At 57.2% G+C, this 20,058-nt stretch carries 19 protein-coding genes and 1 tRNA gene; 14 read left to right on the forward strand and 6 right to left on the reverse strand.

Translation table 11 applies throughout. The annotated features are described in order from the left end of the window. Window positions 1-2 precede the first annotated feature (2 nt). From coaBC to H0484_RS00135, 3 genes are all read left to right on the forward strand, one after another. Window positions 3-1,208 (forward strand): bifunctional phosphopantothenoylcysteine decarboxylase/phosphopantothenate--cysteine ligase CoaBC, encoded by a 1,206-nt coding sequence (coaBC, locus tag H0484_RS00125; protein WP_226952395.1) that lies wholly within the window; start codon window positions 3-5, stop codon window positions 1,206-1,208. Between the two features lie 34 nt (window positions 1,209-1,242). Continuing rightward, window positions 1,243-1,692, forward strand: a complete 450-nt coding sequence (dut, locus tag H0484_RS00130; RefSeq protein WP_226952396.1) for a dUTP diphosphatase — start codon at window positions 1,243-1,245, stop codon at window positions 1,690-1,692. Window positions 1,693-1,890: 198 nt separating this feature from the next. Beyond that, a tRNA-Cys gene (locus H0484_RS00135) sits at window positions 1,891-1,964 on the forward strand. 167 nt (window positions 1,965-2,131) lie between these two features. On the opposite strand, the gene H0484_RS00140 is transcribed toward H0484_RS00135, so the two are convergent. The 5 genes from H0484_RS00140 to H0484_RS00160 form a co-directional block, all read right to left on the reverse strand. Further along, window positions 2,132-2,998 carry a DNA/RNA non-specific endonuclease gene (locus tag H0484_RS00140; protein ID WP_255644148.1) on the reverse strand — a complete coding sequence of 289 codons (867 nt, stop codon included), beginning with the start codon at window positions 2,996-2,998 and terminating at the stop codon, window positions 2,132-2,134. Window positions 2,999-3,030: 32 nt separating this feature from the next. Next, window positions 3,031-3,378, reverse strand: a complete 348-nt coding sequence (locus tag H0484_RS00145; protein WP_226952398.1) for a DUF2061 domain-containing protein — start codon at window positions 3,376-3,378, stop codon at window positions 3,031-3,033. Between the two features lie 92 nt (window positions 3,379-3,470). Next, the gene (locus H0484_RS00150) at window positions 3,471-4,664 is read right to left on the reverse strand and encodes a PepSY-associated TM helix domain-containing protein (protein WP_226952399.1); all 1,194 of its coding nucleotides are present in this window, start codon (window positions 4,662-4,664) and stop codon (window positions 3,471-3,473) included. Next, window positions 4,664-5,845 carry a TonB-dependent siderophore receptor gene (locus tag H0484_RS00155; protein ID WP_226952400.1) on the reverse strand — a complete coding sequence of 394 codons (1,182 nt, stop codon included), beginning with the start codon at window positions 5,843-5,845 and terminating at the stop codon, window positions 4,664-4,666. Before H0484_RS00155 ends, H0484_RS00150 begins: the two co-directional genes overlap by 1 nt. A 160-nt stretch (window positions 5,846-6,005) precedes the next feature. Then, the gene (locus H0484_RS00160; protein WP_226952401.1) at window positions 6,006-7,262 is read right to left on the reverse strand and encodes a sigma-70 family RNA polymerase sigma factor; all 1,257 of its coding nucleotides are present in this window, start codon (window positions 7,260-7,262) and stop codon (window positions 6,006-6,008) included. 307 nt (window positions 7,263-7,569) lie between these two features. Between H0484_RS00160 and H0484_RS00165 the strand changes: the two genes are divergently transcribed. From H0484_RS00165 to aat, 4 genes are all read left to right on the forward strand, one after another. Continuing rightward, window positions 7,570-8,166 (forward strand): NUDIX hydrolase, encoded by a 597-nt coding sequence (locus tag H0484_RS00165; RefSeq protein ID WP_226952402.1) that lies wholly within the window; start codon window positions 7,570-7,572, stop codon window positions 8,164-8,166. A gap of 47 nt (window positions 8,167-8,213) precedes the next feature. Continuing rightward, the gene (locus H0484_RS00170) at window positions 8,214-8,651 is read left to right on the forward strand and encodes a carboxymuconolactone decarboxylase family protein (protein WP_226952403.1); all 438 of its coding nucleotides are present in this window, start codon (window positions 8,214-8,216) and stop codon (window positions 8,649-8,651) included. Window positions 8,652-8,727: 76 nt separating this feature from the next. Continuing rightward, window positions 8,728-9,315 (forward strand): DUF2946 family protein, encoded by a 588-nt coding sequence (locus H0484_RS00175; RefSeq protein ID WP_226952404.1) that lies wholly within the window; start codon window positions 8,728-8,730, stop codon window positions 9,313-9,315. Continuing rightward, window positions 9,312-10,133, forward strand: a complete 822-nt coding sequence (gene aat, locus H0484_RS00180; RefSeq protein WP_226952405.1) for a leucyl/phenylalanyl-tRNA--protein transferase — start codon at window positions 9,312-9,314, stop codon at window positions 10,131-10,133. Before H0484_RS00175 ends, aat begins: the two co-directional genes overlap by 4 nt. Here the strand turns inward: aat and H0484_RS00185 are convergent. Further along, complete coding sequence (locus H0484_RS00185; protein ID WP_226952406.1) at window positions 10,068-11,576, reverse strand: TolC family protein; 1,509 nt, start codon at window positions 11,574-11,576, stop codon at window positions 10,068-10,070. The genes aat and H0484_RS00185 overlap by 66 nt on opposite strands. A 105-nt stretch (window positions 11,577-11,681) precedes the next feature. Here H0484_RS00185 and H0484_RS00190 point away from each other — a divergent pair, with 105 nt between their 5' ends. From H0484_RS00190 to H0484_RS00220, 7 genes are all read left to right on the forward strand, one after another. Next, the gene (locus H0484_RS00190) at window positions 11,682-11,975 is read left to right on the forward strand and encodes a YtcA family lipoprotein (protein ID WP_226952407.1); all 294 of its coding nucleotides are present in this window, start codon (window positions 11,682-11,684) and stop codon (window positions 11,973-11,975) included. 7 nt (window positions 11,976-11,982) lie between these two features. Continuing rightward, window positions 11,983-13,032: a multidrug transporter subunit MdtN gene (gene mdtN / locus H0484_RS00195; RefSeq protein ID WP_226952408.1), complete on the forward strand. Its 1,050-nt coding sequence runs from the start codon at window positions 11,983-11,985 to the stop codon at window positions 13,030-13,032. After that, complete coding sequence (locus H0484_RS00200) at window positions 13,019-14,758, forward strand: FUSC family protein (protein WP_226952409.1); 1,740 nt, start codon at window positions 13,019-13,021, stop codon at window positions 14,756-14,758. Before mdtN ends, H0484_RS00200 begins: the two co-directional genes overlap by 14 nt. A gap of 81 nt (window positions 14,759-14,839) precedes the next feature. Beyond that, the gene (locus H0484_RS00205) at window positions 14,840-15,562 is read left to right on the forward strand and encodes an arginyltransferase (protein WP_226952410.1); all 723 of its coding nucleotides are present in this window, start codon (window positions 14,840-14,842) and stop codon (window positions 15,560-15,562) included. Between the two features lie 3 nt (window positions 15,563-15,565). Further along, window positions 15,566-16,627, forward strand: a complete 1,062-nt coding sequence (locus tag H0484_RS00210; protein ID WP_226952411.1) for a quinone-dependent dihydroorotate dehydrogenase — start codon at window positions 15,566-15,568, stop codon at window positions 16,625-16,627. Between the two features lie 138 nt (window positions 16,628-16,765). Further along, window positions 16,766-18,955: a sulfatase family protein gene (locus H0484_RS00215; protein ID WP_226952412.1), complete on the forward strand. Its 2,190-nt coding sequence runs from the start codon at window positions 16,766-16,768 to the stop codon at window positions 18,953-18,955. Then, the gene (locus H0484_RS00220) at window positions 18,942-20,057 is read left to right on the forward strand and encodes a formylglycine-generating enzyme family protein (RefSeq protein WP_226952413.1); all 1,116 of its coding nucleotides are present in this window, start codon (window positions 18,942-18,944) and stop codon (window positions 20,055-20,057) included. Before H0484_RS00215 ends, H0484_RS00220 begins: the two co-directional genes overlap by 14 nt. The last annotated feature ends 1 nt before the right edge of the window (window position 20,058 follow it).

The following is a 20,058-nucleotide window of genomic DNA, read 5'->3' on the forward strand; positions in this document are numbered from 1 at the left end:
ACATGTCAGATCTCGACCAGAAACGCATAGTATTGGGCCTGACCGGAGGCATTGCTTGCTATAAATCGGCAGAACTGCTGCGACGCATGCAAGACCAAGGGGCGCGCATCGACGTCGTCATGACCGACGCTGCCACGCATTTCATTACCCCCACCACCATGCAGGCGCTCTCGGGCCGCCCGGTTTTCACAGACGCATGGGATGCGCGCATGTCCAACAGCATGGCGCACATCAACCTCAGCCGTGACGCCGATGCCATTCTGATTGCGCCAGCCAGTGCAGACGCAATGGCCAAGTTCGCCAATGGTTTAGCGAATGATTTGCTCAGCACCCTATGTTTGGCCCGCGGCAGTTGCCCCTTGTTGCTGGCCCCCGCGATGAACCGCGAGATGTGGGAACACCCCGCCACCCAGCGCAATCTACGTCGCCTGCGCGAAGATGGCGTGCATATCCTGGGGCCGGGACACGGAGACCAAGCATGTGGCGAAACAGGCGACGGGCGCATGCTTGAGCCGCATGAGATTCTCGCCGAAGTCATCGCCTTCTTTCAACCCAAAGTATTGGCAGGCAAGCGCGTACTCGTCACTGCAGGGCCCACGATGGAACGCATAGACCCGGTCCGCGTGATCAGCAACCGATCTTCAGGCAAAACGGGTTATGCCATCGCCCAAGCCGCCTTTGAAGCGGGTGCCGACGTACTCATGGTTTCAGGCCCGACCGCGCTGCCCCCCCCTTACGGCGTCAAGCGCATAGACGTAGAAAGCGCTCGCCAGATGCACCAAGCCGTGATGGCGCAAGCGCATCGCGCCGACATCTTCATCTCGGTCGCGGCAGTGGCCGACTGGCATGTCGTTAACGCCAGCGACGACAAACTCAAAAAAACGCCAGACAACGCCCCGCCCTCCCTGGAGTTCGCGCCCAACCCAGACATCCTCGCCGAAGTTGCCGGCCTCGCTGACGGTCCATGGTGCGTAGGTTTTGCCGCCGAAACCAGTAATCTGCATGAGCACGCCCAAGCTAAACGTGAACGCAAAGGCGTGCCACTGCTGGTGGGCAATCTGGCCCAGGAAGTCATGCATGTGGACGATACCTCTTTGGTGCTTTTTGACGAGCATGGTGCTTACGCCATGCCCACGCTTAGCAAAAAGGACGCGGCACGCGAGTTGGTTCGCGTTATTGCCCAACGTCATGCAGCCAGCCAACCCTGAAGCAGCCTCCTGTCACCCCTAATTCCTGATTTTTATGAAAAAAATAGCGCTTAAGATTTTGGATGAACGCATGCGCGATCAGTTGCCAGCCTACGCCACCAATGGTTCTGCCGGCTTGGATCTGCGTGCATGTCTGGATTCCACGCTGGAGCTTGCTCCCGGCGCAACCGTGCTTGTACCCACCGGCCTTGCCATACACGTCGCCGACCCGGGCTATGCCGCCTTGATCTTGCCTCGCTCCGGCTTAGGCCACAAGCACGGCATAGTGTTGGGCAATCTGGTCGGTCTGATCGACTCCGACTATCAGGGGCAGTTGATGGTTTCCGTATGGAACCGCAGCCAAACGGCTTTTAGCATTGCCCCCATGGAGCGCATTGCCCAACTTGTGATCGTCCCGGTTCAACAAGTGGCGTTTGATATCGTCGAAGACTTCGCCGACAGCGAGCGCGGAGACGGCGGCTTTGGCAGCACCGGCGCCCACTAAGGCCCCTCACCCAGACGCCACAGATACACTGCATTGGCTGATCTTTGGCGCCCCGCCACACATGAAGCAGCAAGCGGTAATTTGATGGTACAATTATTGGCTTAGCTACACAGAGGGTTTTATTAAACCCGCCACCTTACAAGCTATGGTAAATAGGTATAAATGGTGGGTGTAGCAGAAAGTGGTGTAGCAGTTTAAGGCGCTATGGCAGAGTGGTTATGCAGCGGATTGCAAATCCGTGTACCCCGGTTCGATTCCGAGTGGCGCCTCCAGTAAAAATTAACGATCTTCGAATTTCGATGATTATGGTGTGTGGGGATACCCTGGCATACCAAACAACTTAGCCTGCCACGATGCAGGCTTTTTTGTGTCTTCTGAATTCTGAAGACCGCGCGCAAAAACCTCACTAGCGCAGTCACCGCAACTCGGGCGCGCGCACCTAACCCGGCAGCAAATGCAAGCCTGTTCTACGCACGAACTCCGCGTAGCTAATGGGGGCACCCACTTGAGCCTTGGCATGATTCGCTTGCCAATGCACCCAAGCCCGCCGCGAGCTCGCGTCATACACCACCTTGAACAAGTGGCTGGGTACAGCCACTCGCTGACCTATCTTCTGGTTTGAAGTGCCATACACCGGCCCGGTAAAGACGTAAACATCTCCTGGAGCCCGCATAATGTACTTGCGCGTATCGCTTTCTATTTTGGCCCACGGCCCACTATTTTGGCTGGCATCCTGGGGCACCATATTGGCCAAACTGAAGCTTTGCTCCATGGCAGCCGCCGTATGCATATCTGCGGCAGGTGCCATGTGGCCACGCGAATAGCCCGAATTTCGATAGTCGTTTAGCTCTGCACGTTCGGCAGCAGGCAACCGGGCATCGGCAAAAAACCTGTCTCGTCGAGTAATGCCTTGTGCTTGTTGCAACATGCGCCGGTTCAGGCGTTGTGCCACAAATACCGGCGTGCGGGTATTGCCGCTATGCAAGAGCGCGAAAGCATCGAAACACAACTCGCGCAAAGCGGGGGCGGCAGGCACCTGAGGCGCCCGTCCTTCAGGAAAAAAGACAGGACAAGAGGTAAAGCTTGTTTGCGCCAGTTGACCCGGGACGACCGTCAGCGTTGGCGGTGCGGGTTCTGGCTGCAGCAAGGCCCAAATCGGTGCTAGAAGCTCTTGGCCAAGCTGAGGGTTCAGGGCGGCACTAGCCACGGTGAAGGATGCTAGCGCCGAGAGAACCAAAGACCTGATGAACTGACGAGCGCGCCCTTTGGTTTTCGCGGGGCGTCGGCGCGATTGACTTCTACTCATACGGCATCATTGTAAATGATGCCCTGCGCTTATCAGGCCCCTAAAGCCGCCTGCTCGCGACCGCTTGCAGCTACTTGTGCATAGGCGGGTGCTGGGCCATTACTGGAATTGCCAAGAACCTTGGCTACCCAAGCTTGGACCCGACTGAGCAAGCCACCGGAGGCCGCCTTCGGTGTTTGTTCTGGTGCCGCTGTAGCGGCATTGGCGCCATGCTTAGCCCACAACTTGTCGTGCAAAGGCATCAAGGTCACATTGCAAAGCGGCTCAACCACAGCGGCAACGCCTCCCACCGCCAACGAGCCCGTGAAGGTGTAAGTAACGGCAAAGGCAACGCCCATGTGCAGGCAAACTTGGCTGGTTTTGAAAGCGATGAATTTCATATGTGACTCCTGAATATGGTTATATTTTAATAGGAATCATTCTCGTTATGTGTCATTTGTTTTTATTGAATAAATAGTTAAAAACTATTGAATCAGCCTACCGCAAGCTTTCTGGCGCGCCGCTTACGCGCCCAGATGATGATGCCGGTGACAGACAGCATGGCGACCACCAAGCCCATCACCGACATCAGAATGCGGCCAGGCAAGCCCAGGATACGCCCCGAATGCAGAGGGAACTGCAGCTGCGTAAAAACATCGGCCGCCGTGCCATGCCATGGCAGATGCTCCCCGAGGTAGGCGGCATCCTTACCGTCGAAGTACATATTGGCAATCTCCATGCCATTGCCATCCTCTGCATCCTCGTGAAAATAGGCCACGCTGTAAAAACCCAAGTCTCGCGCATAAAAGATGCCTCCGGGCGGACGATCCCAGTTCTTCTCTTGTGCCGCTTTGGTCGCCAAAGTCAGGATTTCTCCAAAGCTGATTTCTGGCTCTATGGGCGTAGGCGAAAATGGCCGGCTCACAAAGGGGCTGGGCGTCACTTGCGACACCAAGGACATCGCCGGATGGAAGACCTCTCGGTACAAATTCAATGAAAACGAGGTGAAGGCAATGATCAGCACCAGTATCCACGTCCAGAGACCGAAAGCGCGGTGGAAATCGAAATTCAGCTTGTATGAGCCGCCCGCCCAGCGTACGCGCCATGCTTGCCACCACCGCTGCATCCAACCCTTGCTCAGCTTCCTGGGCAAAGTCAGATAGACAGCCACGAAAGCATCCAAAAACCATACCAAGGCCACAATGCCCATGAACTGATAGCCCAGCCGCGGCCAGTTCTCTGGTGCCGGCATGTGCAGGCTCTCGTGCAACTGGCGCAGGAAAGGCATGAGGGTACGCCATGACAGTGAGACCTCACCGGCATTGCGCGTACCCACGACTTGAGCCGTCACCAGGTCGATAAAGACTTCGTCGTAGCCCAGCTCGAAAGGCTTGCCGCTAGCAGCGTCCTTGCGCGGCGCCACCATGAAGACCATGGTGTGCCCCGGCTCGGCATGCAGAGGTAAGTAGATCACCTGGGCACGCGAATCATGAGCCTCAACGACCTCTGCCAGCTCAAGCGGGCTTTTCGTGGGCCCGCTGCTCTCGGTCATAAAAAGATCGCGATTCAGCCACTCGTCGATAGCGTGATCCCAGGAAATAACCGCCCCCGTCAAACCCGCGACGATAAGAAAGACGGCTATGAACAACCCTGCCCAGCGATGCAGCAACAACGCAAAGTTTCGCATTACCAGCTATACCGTGCCGACAGGTTAATCGCTCGCCCGTAGCCGTAATAGCACCACATGGCATTGTTGCAGGCAGCAATGTATTGTTTGTCAGCCAAATTATTGACCGTCAGCTGCAGATTCCAGTTACCCACGTTGTACTGCGCCTGCGCATCAAACAAGGTGTATGCGCTGGCGCGCCACTGGTTGGCGGAATCCCCGTAACTGGCGCCGGTATAACGCACCCCGGCACCCATACTCAAACCTGGTGCAATATCTGCCGGGAAACGGTAATCCACCCACAGCGCAGCCTGATGCTCGGGTTGCAGGGGGACTTGCTTGTTCAAGCTTGCCGGGTCTGTGGTTTCTTTGACTCTAGCGCGGGTATAGGTGTAGCTGGCCAGCACCGTCAAGCTGGTGTCCACTGACGGCTTCCAGGTAAGCGAGGGGGCCAGCATCAGGCGCTTATCAAAAGCATAATCGCTCTCGGTTTTGCTGTCGCGCCCCAAACCCACCAAGCGATACAACAGCGTGCCTTCTTCGTTGACCGGCCCGGTGAAATCGAAGCTTGCCTCCTTGCGTTGATGCGTGCCGTAGCTGACGCCGACTTCGTGGAAAGGATCTTCTTGCGGTCGCTTGCTGACTGCATTGATGAAACCACTAGGAGGCAGGGCACCATACATGACCGAGGAAGGGCCTTTGAGCACTTCGATGCGTTCAAGGGCATAGGGTTCGTAACGCGTGTTGGCCGTCCAGGACCCATCGGGCAGGGGCAAGCCATCCAGGTACTTGGCGGGTGCAAAACCGCGCACCAGTATCCAGTCCCCTCGCGGATCTTGTCCGTAAGCAGCGGCAACCACCCCAGAGGTATAACGCAGAGCTTCGTCTATGCCGGTTGCCCCTTGGGCTTCGATCTGCTCTCGCGTGACGACCGACACCGATTGCGGGGTTTCAAGAATGTCGGTATCCGTTTTTACGCCGGTCGAGGTGCGCCTGGCCACGGCCCCATAAACAGGGCCTGTTGCCGTCTGCTCGCTTCCGGTTACCGTCACCTGCGACAGTTGCGCAACCGGAGCCTGCGCGGAGATCACCACGCTATCGCTCTCTATGTGAGCCTGCAACCCGGTTCCTGCCAACAATCTGTCTAAAGCTTCGTGTATGGGTATGGTGCCCCGCACCTCCGGCGCTGGGCTGAGCGGCAAGCATGGGCGTACCGGTGGCAAGCGCCAAAGCCAATATCAGTTGGGCCGGCCTGAGCGTACTTGAGAACATGCGTGATTTCCTATAAAAACACATGAGAATTGGTCTTACTCTCATGTAGACGCATGCCACACAAAAAACCCTAGCCTTCCGATAAAAAAATCAGCGCGGCGCAGCCGGCAAGGCATCGATGCGCACCCTTCCCTGTTCTGAGCTGACATGAACCGGCAAGGCCCGAGGTAACAGTCGATATAGGGTTGCAGGGTCTTGCAGATCGAAGGTGCCAGTCAATTTAAGGGCCGCCACCTTGGGGTCAGGGATGTACGCAGGCGCATGCCCGTAACGGGAAAACTCGGCGGTGATACCTGCCAGCGTCTGATCATGGAAACTGATGCGCCCTTCTCGCCAAGGCGCTATCTGTTCGGGTGCAATCTTGGATAGCTCGCCAGGCCAGTTGTTCGTAGCCATCGTAAGCTGTTGCCCGGTCTGTAAGCGAATGGCTTGCGGCGCACGCCAAAACGTGCGCCACGAACGGGCTGACATAGGCTCGACCTGTACCTGACCCGACTCAACCGCCACGCTGACACCCGGATAGCCCGGTGAGGCAGGCGTATGCCGCACAGAAAAACGCGTGCCCAATACGGTAATCCGGAATCCACCCGCCACGACCTCGAAGGGGCGCTGGGCATCATGGCTGACGGAAAACAGCACCTGCCCCTCGTCAAGCACAATCTCGCGGCGGTCGGCGTACAACTCGGCCTGCAGCACTGTGGCGGTATCCAGATACAGCTCACTACCATCGGCGAGCACAAACTGGCGCGCCTCGCCGGTTGACGTGGCTAAGTGCTGCACATGCGGTAGCTCGCGCTGCGTCCATAACACGCGCCCCGCCCCCAATACCGCCAAGCCTGCCAGCGCAGAAAGTACCAGACGGCGATCCCATTCTTGGCGTCCGCGCCGGCAATCCTTGACCGCCGCACTGATGTGTTGCTCTACCATTTTCTGAGTCATCCCCATGCGGGAGGCAATCTCGGCATGAGACAGGCCTTCAAAACGATGCAAGATAAAGGCTTCGCGTCGCCGTGGCGGCATGGCACCAATGACTTCAAGCAATGCTTGGACTGCTTGATTGGACATGGCTGCAGTTTCGGGTTCGTAAAGACTGGCAGCGGGCGTGTCTGGATTGTCATCCTCGAGTTCGCACCCCTGGCCCCGTACCGTCGCGCGTCTATGCTGATCCACCATAAGATTCTTGGCGGTGCGATAAAGCAATGCGCGAGGTTCGGCTATGGCATCGCCACGCTGTTGCGCACTCAGCACCCGCAGGTAGGTTTCTTGCACAGTGTCGGCAGCAGTGTCGGGATCCCGTGTGGAACGAGCACAGAAATTCAGAAGTTCGCGGTAATAATGTTCCAGCAAGGCAAGTGCCCCGGATGAGAAACAGCAGGCGTAGGAATTTATAAAAATGATACTTATTATCATTCTAGCGCCGCCACTGACCGTTCTCCTAGTGCTGAATTCAAGGTTCAAGGCTCATCGCGCAAAATCTGCGGTATGCTTGGCGGACTGTTCCCTGGATAGCGCTTAAGGCCCGCCAGGCAAGCTCCTTTGCCCTTCCGACATTTCAAGGTTCAAGGCTCATCGCGCAAAATCTGCGGTATGCTTGGCGGACTGTTCCCTGGATAGCGCTTAAGGCCCGCCAGGCAAGCTCCTTTGCCCTTCCGACATGACTGCACCTGCTCAGCCGTTCTATTTCCCTGCGCCCCGCGCCCAAAAATACTGCAGTCAGTGCAGCCATCCAATTTCAATGCGCATTCCGCCAGACGACAATCGCCTGCGGGCGGTGTGTGAACACTGCGGCGCAGTGCACTACCAAAACCCACGCAACGTGGTTGGCGTGTTGCCCATTTGGCAGAACAAAGTCTTGCTGTGCCGTAGGGCCATCGAGCCGCGCCATGGTAAATGGACCTTGCCCGCAGGCTTTATGGAACTTGGAGAAACCACGGCGCAAGGCGCCATGCGCGAAACCCAGGAAGAAGCAGGCGCTCAGATAGAGCTTGGGCCTTTGTATACCGTCATCGACGTCCCATACGCCGAGCAAGTGCACTTTTTCTACCTTGCCAAGGTGCTATCCGAGGATCTCTTTCCTGGCCCTGAAAGCCTTGAGGCAGCGTTCTTCTCTTTGGATGACATTCCCTGGAACGACTTGGCTTTTCGCACTGTCACCACTACGCTGGAACATTATGTGCGCGATGCAGAAAAAGGGCTTTTCCCCATCCACCACTACGATATCCCCATCCCATTCTCGGATAAGGCCGGCTGAGAAACGAAGCACGCATGACCCGGCCTTCAAATTTCCCGGAGCAAGACATGCAGCACGATACTTCCCCAGTTAATTTCGCCAAACACAGCGCCCCGATTTACCAGGCTTTACTCAAAACCCAAGAAACCATTATTGCGGCAGGGCTCAATCCTCTGCTTCACCATCTGGTGGTACTGCGCGCGTCGCAAATCAACGCATGTGCCTTCTGCGTCAAGATGCACCTTAGCGAGGCACGCCGCGATGGCGAAACCGAAGCCCGCCTGGATAGACTCATAGTCTGGCGGCACGTAGACGACTTCACACCTGCCGAAAAAGCCGCCCTGGCCTGGACAGAAGCCCTGACCACCCTTAAAGAAGACACTGTTTTCGGCATCCTACGTGCGCGTTTGCGCGAGCACTTCAACGAAGCGCAAATCAGCGCCCTCACCGCCACTATTGCAATGATCAATCTTTGGAACCGCGTACAGATCTCCCAACACGCTTAAGCCCTCTGTTTGCCAGGGGTAATACGGCCTAAAATGTTTTGATCACTGACTCAACGCTTTTAACACCCAGACGACCATGGATGATCTCGTCCTGAAAGCCATGCAACGCTGGCCTGATGTTCCCGCCGTTCACGGATGGCTATCTCTGGACGCACGTGGTCGCTGGAAGCTGCACCCTACAGGCGGAGCCGCCAATACCCCCGCCGAGCCGGGCGAATCCATTAGCAATCCGAGCTTGCTAGCCTTCATCAACCGCAACTATGCGGCTGACGAACAAGGACGCTGGTTTTTTCAGAACGGCCCTCAACGGGTTTACGCACAGCTTGAGGCCGCACCTTATGTCATCCGCCTGGCCGAGGATGGCATAGGCTTACAAACCCACACCGGTTTGCCTGTAGATGCAGTGCACGAATGGCTACCAGACGACGAAGGGCATATGTACGTGCGCACCGCACTGGGGCCGGGGCGAATCGAAGACCGAGACCTGCCCGCTCTGTTGCCGCGCTTGGAAACCGATGCCGGCAACTTGCTGGATGCGCTTGAGCAAGGGGCTACGCACGGCTGGGTGGATCATCCACAACTGCCCCGCGCGCCGTGGCGTCAGATTCCCACCCAAGAGGTCTCGGGCCATCTGGGTTTTCTACTCGGCCCTACACAAGTATGAAACCAGCGGTATGGGTCGCCCCCGGCGAACCCCTCCCCGATCCACGTCAGGCGGGGCCCGAAGGCCTGGTCGCAGTCGGTATGGATCTCTCCACCGAACGCTTACGCGAGGCTTACGCCCAGGGTTTGTTTCCTTGGTTCAATGAAGGCGACCCGGTACTGTGGTGGAGCCCCGACCCACGTATGGTGTTGGCCTGCGCCGACTTCAAAGTGTCGCGATCCTTGGGCAAAAAGCTGCGCCAGCTAGAGCGCAACGAAAGCTTGTCATGTCCAGCACTGCGCGTTACCACCAATTTGGCCTTTACTGAGGTCATGCGTGCTTGCGCCGGCCCACGCAAAGGCGCCAACGGCACGTGGATATTGCCCCCCTTGCAGCAGGTCTATACCGACTGGCATGAGCTGGGCTATGTGCACAGCATAGAAACCTGGCAAGAGGGCGAACTCGTCGGAGGCTTGTACGGCGTGTGTCTAGGCCGAATGTTCTTCGGAGAATCCATGTTCAGCCGCGCCACCGATGCTTCCAAGATAGCATTGGCATATCTCGTGAATTTCTTGCGCCGCAACGGCGTTACCCACATAGACTGCCAACAGGAAACCAGCCATTTAGCCAGCTTGGGTGCTCAGCCCTTGGGCCGAGACGATTTTCTGAGCTTTATAAAGGGGGCCATCAACCAAGCTGGCTTTAGCTGGGGCCGCGGAGTACTATACCAGGATGGCCGATTACTGGAAAACAAAACAGAAATCTGTGCACCTTTAAGGGGTGCTGGCGGTAGCCGGCATGCGGTTCAATTCGCCCATGGCAAAAGCCAGATTGACTGAGCCTACCAAACCCGCCGTATGCGCAACGCTCAGTGCCTCTTGTGCCCCCAATAAGCCATCATGCGCTTCGGTAAGCAGCGTCATACCTGTCAAGCCTTCACGATAAGAAGCCAGGGCGCCGTCATAAGTAAGTTGTGCGGCCTGAACCAATTCGTTGGCGGCGCGGTACGACTCCAGGGCGGTACGCAGCACATCGGCGGCGATCACCATCTGCTTGTAAGCGTCGTTCTGCGTTCGGCGCAGTCGCTCTTGCGCATTCTTGACGCGTAACTGCGCTTCATGAATTTGCTTGGTACGCAGGCCACCATCATAAAGAGGGATATTCAGCATAAGCAAAGCACCGCTGGAAGCGGCTTGCGAGCTGATGCCGGGCAAAGTCCCGACGCTGAGTTTGCCCGTGGGGTGTGAAACAAAGCCCATCAACATCAGTTTGGGCATGAAACTGGCCCGGGCGGAATCCACACCGGCCAAGCTAGCCTGATGAGCCGCTTGCAAGGCTTGTACATCGGGTCGACTCGCAATCGCTTTTTGCAGTTGGGGATTGCCAGGGATGTCCAGATCCGACGGCAACGCACGCTCAGCACTGTCAGTGACTTGTAGTTCGGCGTCAGGAGGCAGGCCCACCGCCCCCAGCAGCATCTGATAAGCCTGACGCGTCTGGGCTTTGCTGCTTACCAAATGCAGCCGGGCTTGCGCCTTCAACTGCCTTGCCTGGGCCGCCTCTATGGTGGTGCCCAAACCGTTGCGCACGCGTTCCAGCGCTATGTCTTCTATGGTTGCGGCATTACGCAAGCCTTCAGCCGCCTGCTTCTCACGGCTGCGAGCTGAGTTATAGGTGTAATAGCTGGTAGAGACCTCGGCGATGACAGCCTGGTGAGCCTGGGTAAACGCAAAACGGCTGGCAAGCGCAAGTTTATCCGCACCTTGTTGAAGGGCGTTGCGTTTACCGAAATCAAACAGCAACCATTGCAAGGTGATGGCAGGCACCACACCATGAAGGTGTGTCTGGTAGTCCAACTCAAACTCACGCCCCAGCAAGCGCACACTGTCGCTACGGTCATTATGCATGTAACCGCCCACAATGTTGGCACTAATGAAGGGCAGATAGGTGCTTTCAACCATGCCGGCCGCAGCTGCGGCCTGCTGCGCCTCGCCCCAGGCAATACGCGTGCTGGGATTCAATTGCTGCGCCAGGTCGATCAGCTCTACCAGCGTATAAACATGCTTGGGCTTGAACTCTGGGGAAATCAGCTCGTGCGTTTGCAGCGCTGTAGGGCTCTCGTACAATTGTGGCGGCACAGACAACGCTTGCGCTTGTGAAACACTGCTTTGCCCCGAAACCTTGCCAGGCCCGCGATCAGGGGCTGCGGCGCAGGCGCCCAGAGTCAATAGCAGTGCTGGTAGCAGCGCACGCAAGGTGTGGAGTCCAATTGACGACAGCATGGCGGGCCGAGTCGAGTTCACGGAGCCCGTAGTATATGATGGCCGGCATATTGAACGCATGAAGCCAAGCCAAACTTGTGCACGCCCTTCAGAATGTAGTCTCCTATGAAAACTTATCGCCCTCGACAACTTTATCTGCAGAGCACCTTGCGATATCTGGGTTTGGCTTTACTCCTGCCGCTACTGAGCGGGTGCTCCGGCTCCCCCAGCATCTATATTGCAGGGTCGTATTTTCCCGCTTGGCTGCTGGCCGCCATTGCAGCCATTGTGCTCACCCTCATCGTCCGGCTGGTACTCATCCGCATAGGCATAGACGACAACCTCCCCTTGCGTCTTCTGGTCTATGTATGCATGGCCTTGGCGCTAACCTTCACCTTGCTTCTTGTGTTTTTTGATTGACGGCCCCATGAACACGCCTGCTCAACACAGCTCTATCAAGCCCCTGGCCATACTTGTAGCCCTACTGGTCATAGCAGCGGCCATCGTGCTTGGTACTTTGTACTTACTGCGTGCCGCCAAGAACCCCAGCTCTGAGGACGCCGTGATAAGTGCCAATGTGGTGCATATCTCCAGCTCTTTACCTGGCCATATTGAAAGCATGGAGGTTACAGACGGGCAATTCGTGCACAAAGATGACCTACTCTTTACGGTAGACCCTGCTTTTTATCAGTTGCGCTACGAGCAGGCCCAAGCAGAATTGGCCCTGGCCGAAGCCACATATGCCGCTAAGGAAAGGGCTATACGAGCCGAAACCCATAACGCCAGCATTGCGCAAGAACAGATTAACCGGGCACGCACCAACCTGGCCATGGCAACCCAGACTCAGCAACGCTTGGCTAATTTGGCTACCAAGGGTTATGTTGCCAAGCAGCAACTGGACGAAGCCACTACGCTGAAACGCGATGCCCAGATCAGCCTGAACCAAGCCCTGGAGCAAGCAGGCGCAGCCCAGGCTTTGGTGGGCACGTCGGACGCCGAGTTGGCCATGGTGCAAATCAGTCAAGCCGGCTTGGCCATGGCCAAGCGCAACCTCGAACTCACGCAGATCAAAGCTCCGCATAACGGGCTTATCGCCGGTTTACACACAGCCTCGGGTGAACACCTTCTGCCCGGGGCCTCGGTGTTCACGCTCATAGATACTGATTCTTGGCACGCCACAGGCATGTACCTTGAGACAGACCTGAAACGCATCAGCATAGGCGATTGCGCCACCGTCTACGTTTTGGCCGACCCCTCGCGCGCGCTAACGGGCAAAGTAGACACCATAGGTTGGGGCGTCAGCAGTACCGGAGAGGTCAACCTGCCCTTCAACTTACCTTACGTACAAAAATCCTTGAACTGGGTGCGTGTCGCCCAGCGCTTTCCCGTCCGGATTCGACTGGCTGAGCCGCCTCCTGATCTGATGCGTGTCGGCGCCTCCGCAACGATCGTCATTCACTCCAATGACGACTGCTAGGGCATCTTGGGCTTCAGTCGGACGCGCTGTTCTTCAAGATCTGCGCCCCACCCCAGGCCGGTTGGCACTTAGCTGGCGCGTCGCTGTCATTTGTACCCTGATGGTCATCGTGGCCATGACTTACGGCATCCCAGAGTCGGCCGTGAGCTGCTTCGTGATTTTCTTCGTCATGAAGACCGACTGTGGCGAAAGCTCGGTGCTGGCGCTCGCCTTGATCGTGCTGGCCTCGGTAGTCGTGATGGTGCTTGTTCCCTTGGTGCAATACACCATCACATACCCGGTACTGCAGATGCTTGCCATTGCAGTGTGCTCGTTTGTGCTGCTCTTCCTCGGGGCCGCCAGCAAGCTAGGGCCGCTAGGCGGCATCATCGCGCTGGTCATTGCATTCGTGCTTTCTTTGGTGGGCCAGGTACCGATAGGCGAAATCGCTACCCGCGCCTTGCTGTATGCTTGGCTAATGGCCGGTGCGCCCATGGGCCTGGTTTTGCTGTTCAATTTGTTTTTTGGCCTGTACCCACATAAGGTCCTGCGCCGCGAGCTGGGCGCACGCCTGCGACTGTCCGCCGAGGTGCTGAATCTGAATGCTTCTGAGCAACAACTATGGGAAGCGCTCGCGCAGGGGATAGCACCGCAGCAAACCAGGTTAGCTTGGATACGCCTGTTTCATTTACTGCCAGGCCATGAACAAAAGCGTCTTGCTCAGGCAAACTTGAATACCTACCGTGCCTTGCTAGCCCTTGCGGCAATGCAGCCGGAAGCTCTAGACACCCTGCAACGCCAAGCGTTGGCGCAAGCTTGCCTGCAATTGGCCGAAGACCTGGAACGCGGTAAAGCCATGCGTGACCTGCAACTTGCGCCCCTTCCCCCTGCCCAGGAAACGGGTTTTCAGCCGCTCACCGAACTACAGCAAGCCTTAACCAGCTTGGCGCAAGGTAGCGATATCGGACAGCCAGGCCCTGTTCACGACAGTTTTTTTGTGGCGGATGCCTGGCGCAACCCAATCTACCAGCAGCATGCGCTGAAATCCACTGCCGCGGCCATGATTTGCTACATCCTCTACAGCGCGATGGACTGGCAAGGCATACATACCGCCATGATCACTTGCTACGTGGCCGCCCTGGGTTCCACAGGCGAAACCGTACATAAACTGGCATTGCGTATCGCTGGATGCTTGCTGGGGGCGCTGCTGGGCTTTTTAACTATCATCTATGCCGTGCCGCATATGGTCAGCGTGGGCTCGCTGGCCATCGTCGTGTTTCTGGTTTCTTTGCTCGGTTCCTGGGTTTTCTCGGGCCCGGAACGCATTTCCTACGCGGGCATACAGATTGCTTTTGCCTTTTACCTGGTGGCCCTGCAAGGCTTCGGGCCATCCATCAGTCTGGACGCGGCCTGGGATCGCATCGTCGGCGTGTTGCTGGGCAATACCGTCATGTATTTAACCTTCACCCTGATCTGGCCGGTAAGCATTACAGGCTCTTTACGCAAACACCTTGATAGTGCCGCTCAGGGGCTGGCGCAACTGCCCGGTTTATGGAACCAGCGCAAGGCTCAAGCCGTGCAACAGAGCGCCAGCGTGGCGCAGAACCTGGCCACCGCGGAATACGAACTGGAACTCATGCTTTTAGAACCGGATCATCTCAGGCCCAGCAGCGAACAAGCCTTAGCCTGGAAACAGGAATGGCAAGATATGCGCAAAAAACTGGAACACCGCCATACCCAAGCCTGATTCACGCAAGGCCAGGGTAAGCGCTTGCCTTGGCTGTAGGGCTGACGCCATAATGGCCACAAGACCTTGCCGGTATTCGACATGAGCCATCTCAACGACCCAACGCTCAGCACCTTGCAGTTTTACGCGACTGCAACGTATCCCTGCAGCTATCTGGCCGACCAAGAAGCCCGCTCTCAGGTCGCCGCCCCCACCCACCTTATAGATAACACTGTTTATAGCCGGCTGATCGAGCAAGGCTTTCGGCGCAGCGGGCTTTTCACCTATCGGCCCCATTGCGACAACTGCCAGGCCTGTCTTCCAATACGTGTGGATGCTCGCCGCTTCGCAGCCAATCGCACCCAAAAGCGTGTATGGCGACGCCATGCACCACAATTGCACGCCCAGCATGCCCCGCTGCGTTTCGAGCCCGAACACTTTGCGCTGTATCGCCAGTACATACGATCACGCCACACAGGGGCGGGTATGGACGACGACGATGAGTCTCAGTATTCGCAGTTTCTTCTGACCAGCCGCGTTCACACGAATCTTATAGAGTTTCGGGATGACGAGGGCGTGCTGCGCATGGTCTCTATCATCGACGTGCTAAGCACGGGGCTCTCTGCGGTTTACACCTTCTTTGACCCTAACGCGCCAGGCAGCCTGGGGGTTTTCGGCATCCTTTGGCAACTGGATCGCTGCCGCGTCATGGGCCTGCCTTGGCTGTATCTCGGGTACTGGATCGAAGAAAGCCGTAAAATGGCGTATAAATCTCAATACACGCCACATCAGGTTCTGCGCAACGGCGCCTGGGCCTCTTCTTAATACATGTCTCGCTTCTTTCTTGCCTATCCGCTGGCCAAGCCGGCGCTGTTCGCCCTGGACGCTGAAACCGCCCACGAACTCACGCTTTCCTCTTTGCAAAAAGCCTACGATTGCACCTTGACGCGCAAGCTGATGTTTCCGGCGGCGCCCAGTCTGCCCACCCAGCTTATGGGGCTCCCTCTTCGCAACCCTATAGGGCTTGCCGCAGGACTGGATAAAAACGGTGATCACATCGACGCGTTGGGAGCACTGGGCTTCGGTTTCATGGAAATCGGCACCGTCACACCACGTCCGCAGCAGGGTAATGTCCGCCCTCGTTTGTTTCGCCTGCCCCGCGCTCAGGCGCTGATCAACCGAATGGGCTTCAATAACCAGGGGCTTGCAGCCTTCGTTGAAAACGTACGCCGCAGCACTTGGCAGGCCCAAGGGGGCATTCTGGGTTTGAATATCGGCAAGAATGCCGATACCCCTATCGAACGAGCCGTCGAAGACTATCTGATCGGCCTGGAAGGTGTCTATCCGCATGCGGATTACATCACCGTCAACATCTCGTCGCCCAACACCGCTAACCTGCGCTCTTTACAGCAGGGCGACGAACTCTCTCAGCTATTGGCAGCCCTGACCGAAAGGCGACGCGCTCTGGCAGACCAACATGGTCGCTTGGTACCTCTGGCGCTTAAGATTGCTCCCGACCTAGACACCGAACAAATTGCTCATATTGCCCAGGCCCTGAACACGCACAAGATAGAAGGCCTGATCGCCACCAACACCACACTGGCGCGTGAAGCTGTGCGTAACCTGCCGCACTCCGGCGAAGTCGGAGGTCTTTCCGGCGCCCCTGTGCACGAGGCTTCTCTTGAAGTCATACGGCAATTTCGTCGGCACCTAGGAAGCGAGACCGCCATCATAGGGGTGGGCGGCATCGTATCGGGTCGTCAAGCCCAAGAAAAGATGGCTGCAGGCGCTGACGCCGTACAGCTCTATACAGGCCTTATTTACCAAGGCCCAAGCTTGGTGTCTGAATGCGCGCGAGCGGTGGCTAAGCACGTCTTACGCACGCCCTAACCCCCTGGTTAGCACACAACCCCAAAAAAACCAATACCCTAGCATTGGGATAGTCCATCCAGTCAGCTCTTCCTAGAATGGTCACGCCTGTAAACCAGCGTGACAGCGAGGCCTGCTCGCGCGAACCGGGGATTAGCCATGACACAATATTCCAAACACTGGGTGGCTGCTGTCATTGCCGCCGCAAGCTTGACCGCCTGTGGCGGCTCCTCCGGCGACGATGAGCAAGCCGTGATTCCAGACCCACGTTCGCCCAATATATTACTGGTCATTATGGACGACGTGGGTATAGACCAGATGAGCTCTTTCGGTTACGGCGGGGACACCCCTCCGCAACTGCCTAATATGGACGCCGTCGCCGAAGCAGGTGTGAAGTTCCGCAATACTTGGGGCATGCCCGTTTGCTCGCCCAGCCGTGCCGCCATCCTCACGGGTCGCTATCCTCTGCGCACCGGCTTGTACCAAGCCATAGGCCCCGACGATCTAGCCAACGCCCAGATTTCCCCCTATGAAATCACCGCCCCCATGCTGCTTAAGTCTGCAGGCTACGAAAGTGGCATGTTTGGCAAATTCCACCTTGCCGGCCCCGAGCACAACCAAGCAGGAAACGGCACGCCAAAAGTTCTGGGATGGGATTATTTTCATGGCTGGATAGCGCTACCCGGTGCCATTGACACCACTGCGGGTGGGGTTGCTCCTGATGATAAGCCGCTGGCCTGCGGCTTTGTTCCTGGCGAAAAAGCAGGTGGCGTCGACACGGGTGCCTGCTATTACCCCAACAATAGTTGCCAGCCCATGAGTCGAACCTCCGACTCACAAGACGCCCCCGGTCTGCAGTGCCTGGATTCTGGCGGGGTCTTCGTGCCTGAGCAGGAATGCAAAACCAAGCGTCCTTCTTTTGTGAATTTTGATCTTGAGAATGCCTATTACGTTTCGCCCTTGGTGATTGTCGATAAAGGCGAAGTAGAGAGCGTGCCCTTTAGCGATCCGCGCGCACGCGGCTATCGTACGCGTATTGAAGCGGATGCCGCCATCAAGTGGATCAAGGCTAGAGCGGGTTCTGACACGCCATGGATGGCAACGGTTGCCTTTACCTCTGCACACACTCCTTTGCAGCCACCGCCCAGCAGCCTGATACCCGATGTGGGTCATGGCCATACCGATGCCTTGGACTGCTCAGACACCGTACAAGGCCGTGTTTTGCAAAACCGCATGACCGAAGCCATGGATCATGAATTCGGCCGTCTGATGGTCGAAACCGGGCTGGCCAGCCGCAATGCCGATGGCACGCTTGCCTATCATCCAGAAAGCTCCAATACCGTCGTTGTCGTGGTAACCGACAACGGCACGCTAGGCTATTCCGTCAAAGCGCCCTTCGACGGACAACGCTCCAAGGGCACGGCTTATCAAACCGGTGTCTGGGTGCCGATGTTCATCGCCGGGCCTCATGTCGTACAACCTGGCCGCAACGTTGAGCACATGGTGAACCAGGTTGACCTGTTCCAACTGTTTGCAGACTTGGCCGGCGTAGACGTACACGAAGCCGTGCCACGTACGGTGGACTCTGCTCCCCTCTTGCCCTATCTGCGCAACCCCAGCCAGGAAAGCCTGCGTTCCATCAACTTCACCATGAACGGTTATGGAGCACAGGCCAACGGCCAGCGTTATGCCCCTTGCGTGATCACCGATAGCAGTTGCTCGCAAATCCCGGTTTCCAAGAGCGTTTGTGAAGATAACCAAGGCGTATGGTGGGGGCCGGGATATGACCACGATAGCGTCATCGACAATGGCGGTGTCGGCTATCAAAGCTGCGGCGAAGTCAACCAAGCGCTATTCAAGCGCGATCGCCCCATGGTCTCCATTCAGCCCGAGATCAATATGGCCATCCGCAATGATCACTACAAGCTGGTTCAACTGACCGTGCAGCACTACGATGAGGGCACCGACATCATCAGCACACGAGAGAACCAAGAGCTATACCGCATCAATCAAGCCACTCCTATACCTTTGCTGGATGCCGCGGATGACAACCTGCTGGGAGACCAGCCGTTGACAGGCCCAGCAAAGCTTGCCTATGACCAGCTGTCAGCCAAACTGCAAGCCATACTCGACTCAGAACCCGAGTGCCCTGGCGATGGAAACAAGGATGGGAAAGTCGATCAAACCGACATGGACAACTGGCGCAACATCGCGCAAACTTGGGGCTTATCCAGCGTTTACGACTTCTACATAGACGGCGTGCTAGACGGCTTGACCAACGATCGCGATGCCATGGTGATTCAACAAAACATGGGCAAGACCTGCCCCCGCAAAGATGCCATCTACTGATCTCAAACGTAACCGCCGCCGCCTCTTGGCCGGCGGCATAAGCTTGGCTGCCGTCGGTGCAGGCGGCGCCTTGGGTTGGCAGGCCTGGCGCAGTCGCGCTACCCAAGCGCCGCGTGTCATTCTGGGCGACGGTATCGATACCCCAAAGGGCATGGCTTGGGTGCCCGGCGGCGTCTTCCTGATGGGTAGCGATCATAAACTGGCCTATGCCAACGAACGCCCCACTCATCAGGTAAAGGTTCCAGGCTTCTGGATGGACGTCACCCACGTCACCAATGATCAGTTTGCGCAGTTCGTACGTGAAACCGGCTACGTAACCACCGCTGAACAAGTACCCGATTGGGAAACCGTGCGCGTACAACTACCACCCGGCACCCCGCCGCCCCCAGAAGGAGTGCTAGTCGCCGGCGCCATGGTGTTCATCGGCACCGACACGCCTGTGCGCCTAGACGATTACTCCCGCTGGTGGCGATATGTTCCCGGCGCCGATTGGCGCCATCCTCAAGGTCCGGACAGCTCCATAGAGGATAAAGGCGGGCATCCCGTGGTACAGGTCAGCTATGCAGATGCCCAAGCCTACGCCAAGTGGGCAGGCAAACGTTTGCCCACCGAAGCCGAGTGGGAGTTCGCGGCTCGCGGCGGCCTGGAACAGGCCACTTACGCCTGGGGCGACGAGCTCCTGGCCGAAGGCTCGCGCCAAGCCAACTACTGGGACACCACAGAGCGTCCGTTTCCGGTCGTTAGCCCACGAGCGGGAGGGGCTGCCAGCACACTTGAAGCCGGTACCTTCCCCCCGAATGGTTATGGACTGCTCGACATGACGGGTAATGCGTGGCAATGGGCCGCAGACTGGTACCGCGCCGATTATTTTGCCCAGCAAGCCAAGCACGCAAGTGGGCCCATAAACAACCCCCAAGGCCCTAACGAGTCTTTTGATCCCAGCGAGCCGGGCGTGCCACTGAATGCGCCACGACGCGTGATTCGTGGGGGCTCTTTTCTGTGCAACGAAGACTACTGCTTGTCGTATCGCCCCAGCGCACGGCGCGGCTCAGACCCCTACAGCCCCATGTCTCACTTAGGCTTTCGACTGGTCAAAACCTAAA

Source organism: Mesopusillimonas faecipullorum, assembly GCF_020539505.1.
Taxonomy (GTDB): domain Bacteria; phylum Pseudomonadota; class Gammaproteobacteria; order Burkholderiales; family Burkholderiaceae_B; genus Mesopusillimonas; species Mesopusillimonas faecipullorum.

Bases quoted from the DNA above. Each gene is read 5' to 3' on its own strand.
- coaBC (WP_226952395.1), top strand. From the start codon at position 3: ATGTCAGATCTCGACCAGAAACGCATAGTATTGGGCCTGACCGGAGGC.
- dut (WP_226952396.1), top strand. From the start codon at position 1,243: ATGAAAAAAATAGCGCTTAAGATTTTGGATGAACGCATGCGCGATCAG.
- H0484_RS00140 (WP_255644148.1), bottom strand. From the start codon at position 2,998: ATGAGTAGAAGTCAATCGCGCCGACGCCCCGCGAAAACCAAAGGGCGC.
- H0484_RS00145 (WP_226952398.1), bottom strand. From the start codon at position 3,378: ATGAAATTCATCGCTTTCAAAACCAGCCAAGTTTGCCTGCACATGGGC.
- H0484_RS00150 (WP_226952399.1), bottom strand. From the start codon at position 4,664: ATGCGAAACTTTGCGTTGTTGCTGCATCGCTGGGCAGGGTTGTTCATA.
- H0484_RS00165 (WP_226952402.1), top strand. From the start codon at position 7,570: ATGACTGCACCTGCTCAGCCGTTCTATTTCCCTGCGCCCCGCGCCCAA.
- H0484_RS00170 (WP_226952403.1), top strand. From the start codon at position 8,214: ATGCAGCACGATACTTCCCCAGTTAATTTCGCCAAACACAGCGCCCCG.
- H0484_RS00175 (WP_226952404.1), top strand. From the start codon at position 8,728: ATGGATGATCTCGTCCTGAAAGCCATGCAACGCTGGCCTGATGTTCCC.
- aat (WP_226952405.1), top strand. From the start codon at position 9,312: ATGAAACCAGCGGTATGGGTCGCCCCCGGCGAACCCCTCCCCGATCCA.
- H0484_RS00185 (WP_226952406.1), bottom strand. From the start codon at position 11,576: ATGCTGTCGTCAATTGGACTCCACACCTTGCGTGCGCTGCTACCAGCA.
- H0484_RS00190 (WP_226952407.1), top strand. From the start codon at position 11,682: ATGAAAACTTATCGCCCTCGACAACTTTATCTGCAGAGCACCTTGCGA.
- mdtN (WP_226952408.1), top strand. From the start codon at position 11,983: ATGAACACGCCTGCTCAACACAGCTCTATCAAGCCCCTGGCCATACTT.
- H0484_RS00200 (WP_226952409.1), top strand. From the start codon at position 13,019: ATGACGACTGCTAGGGCATCTTGGGCTTCAGTCGGACGCGCTGTTCTT.
- H0484_RS00205 (WP_226952410.1), top strand. From the start codon at position 14,840: ATGAGCCATCTCAACGACCCAACGCTCAGCACCTTGCAGTTTTACGCG.
- H0484_RS00210 (WP_226952411.1), top strand. From the start codon at position 15,566: ATGTCTCGCTTCTTTCTTGCCTATCCGCTGGCCAAGCCGGCGCTGTTC.
- H0484_RS00215 (WP_226952412.1), top strand. From the start codon at position 16,766: ATGACACAATATTCCAAACACTGGGTGGCTGCTGTCATTGCCGCCGCA.
- H0484_RS00220 (WP_226952413.1), top strand. From the start codon at position 18,942: ATGCCATCTACTGATCTCAAACGTAACCGCCGCCGCCTCTTGGCCGGC.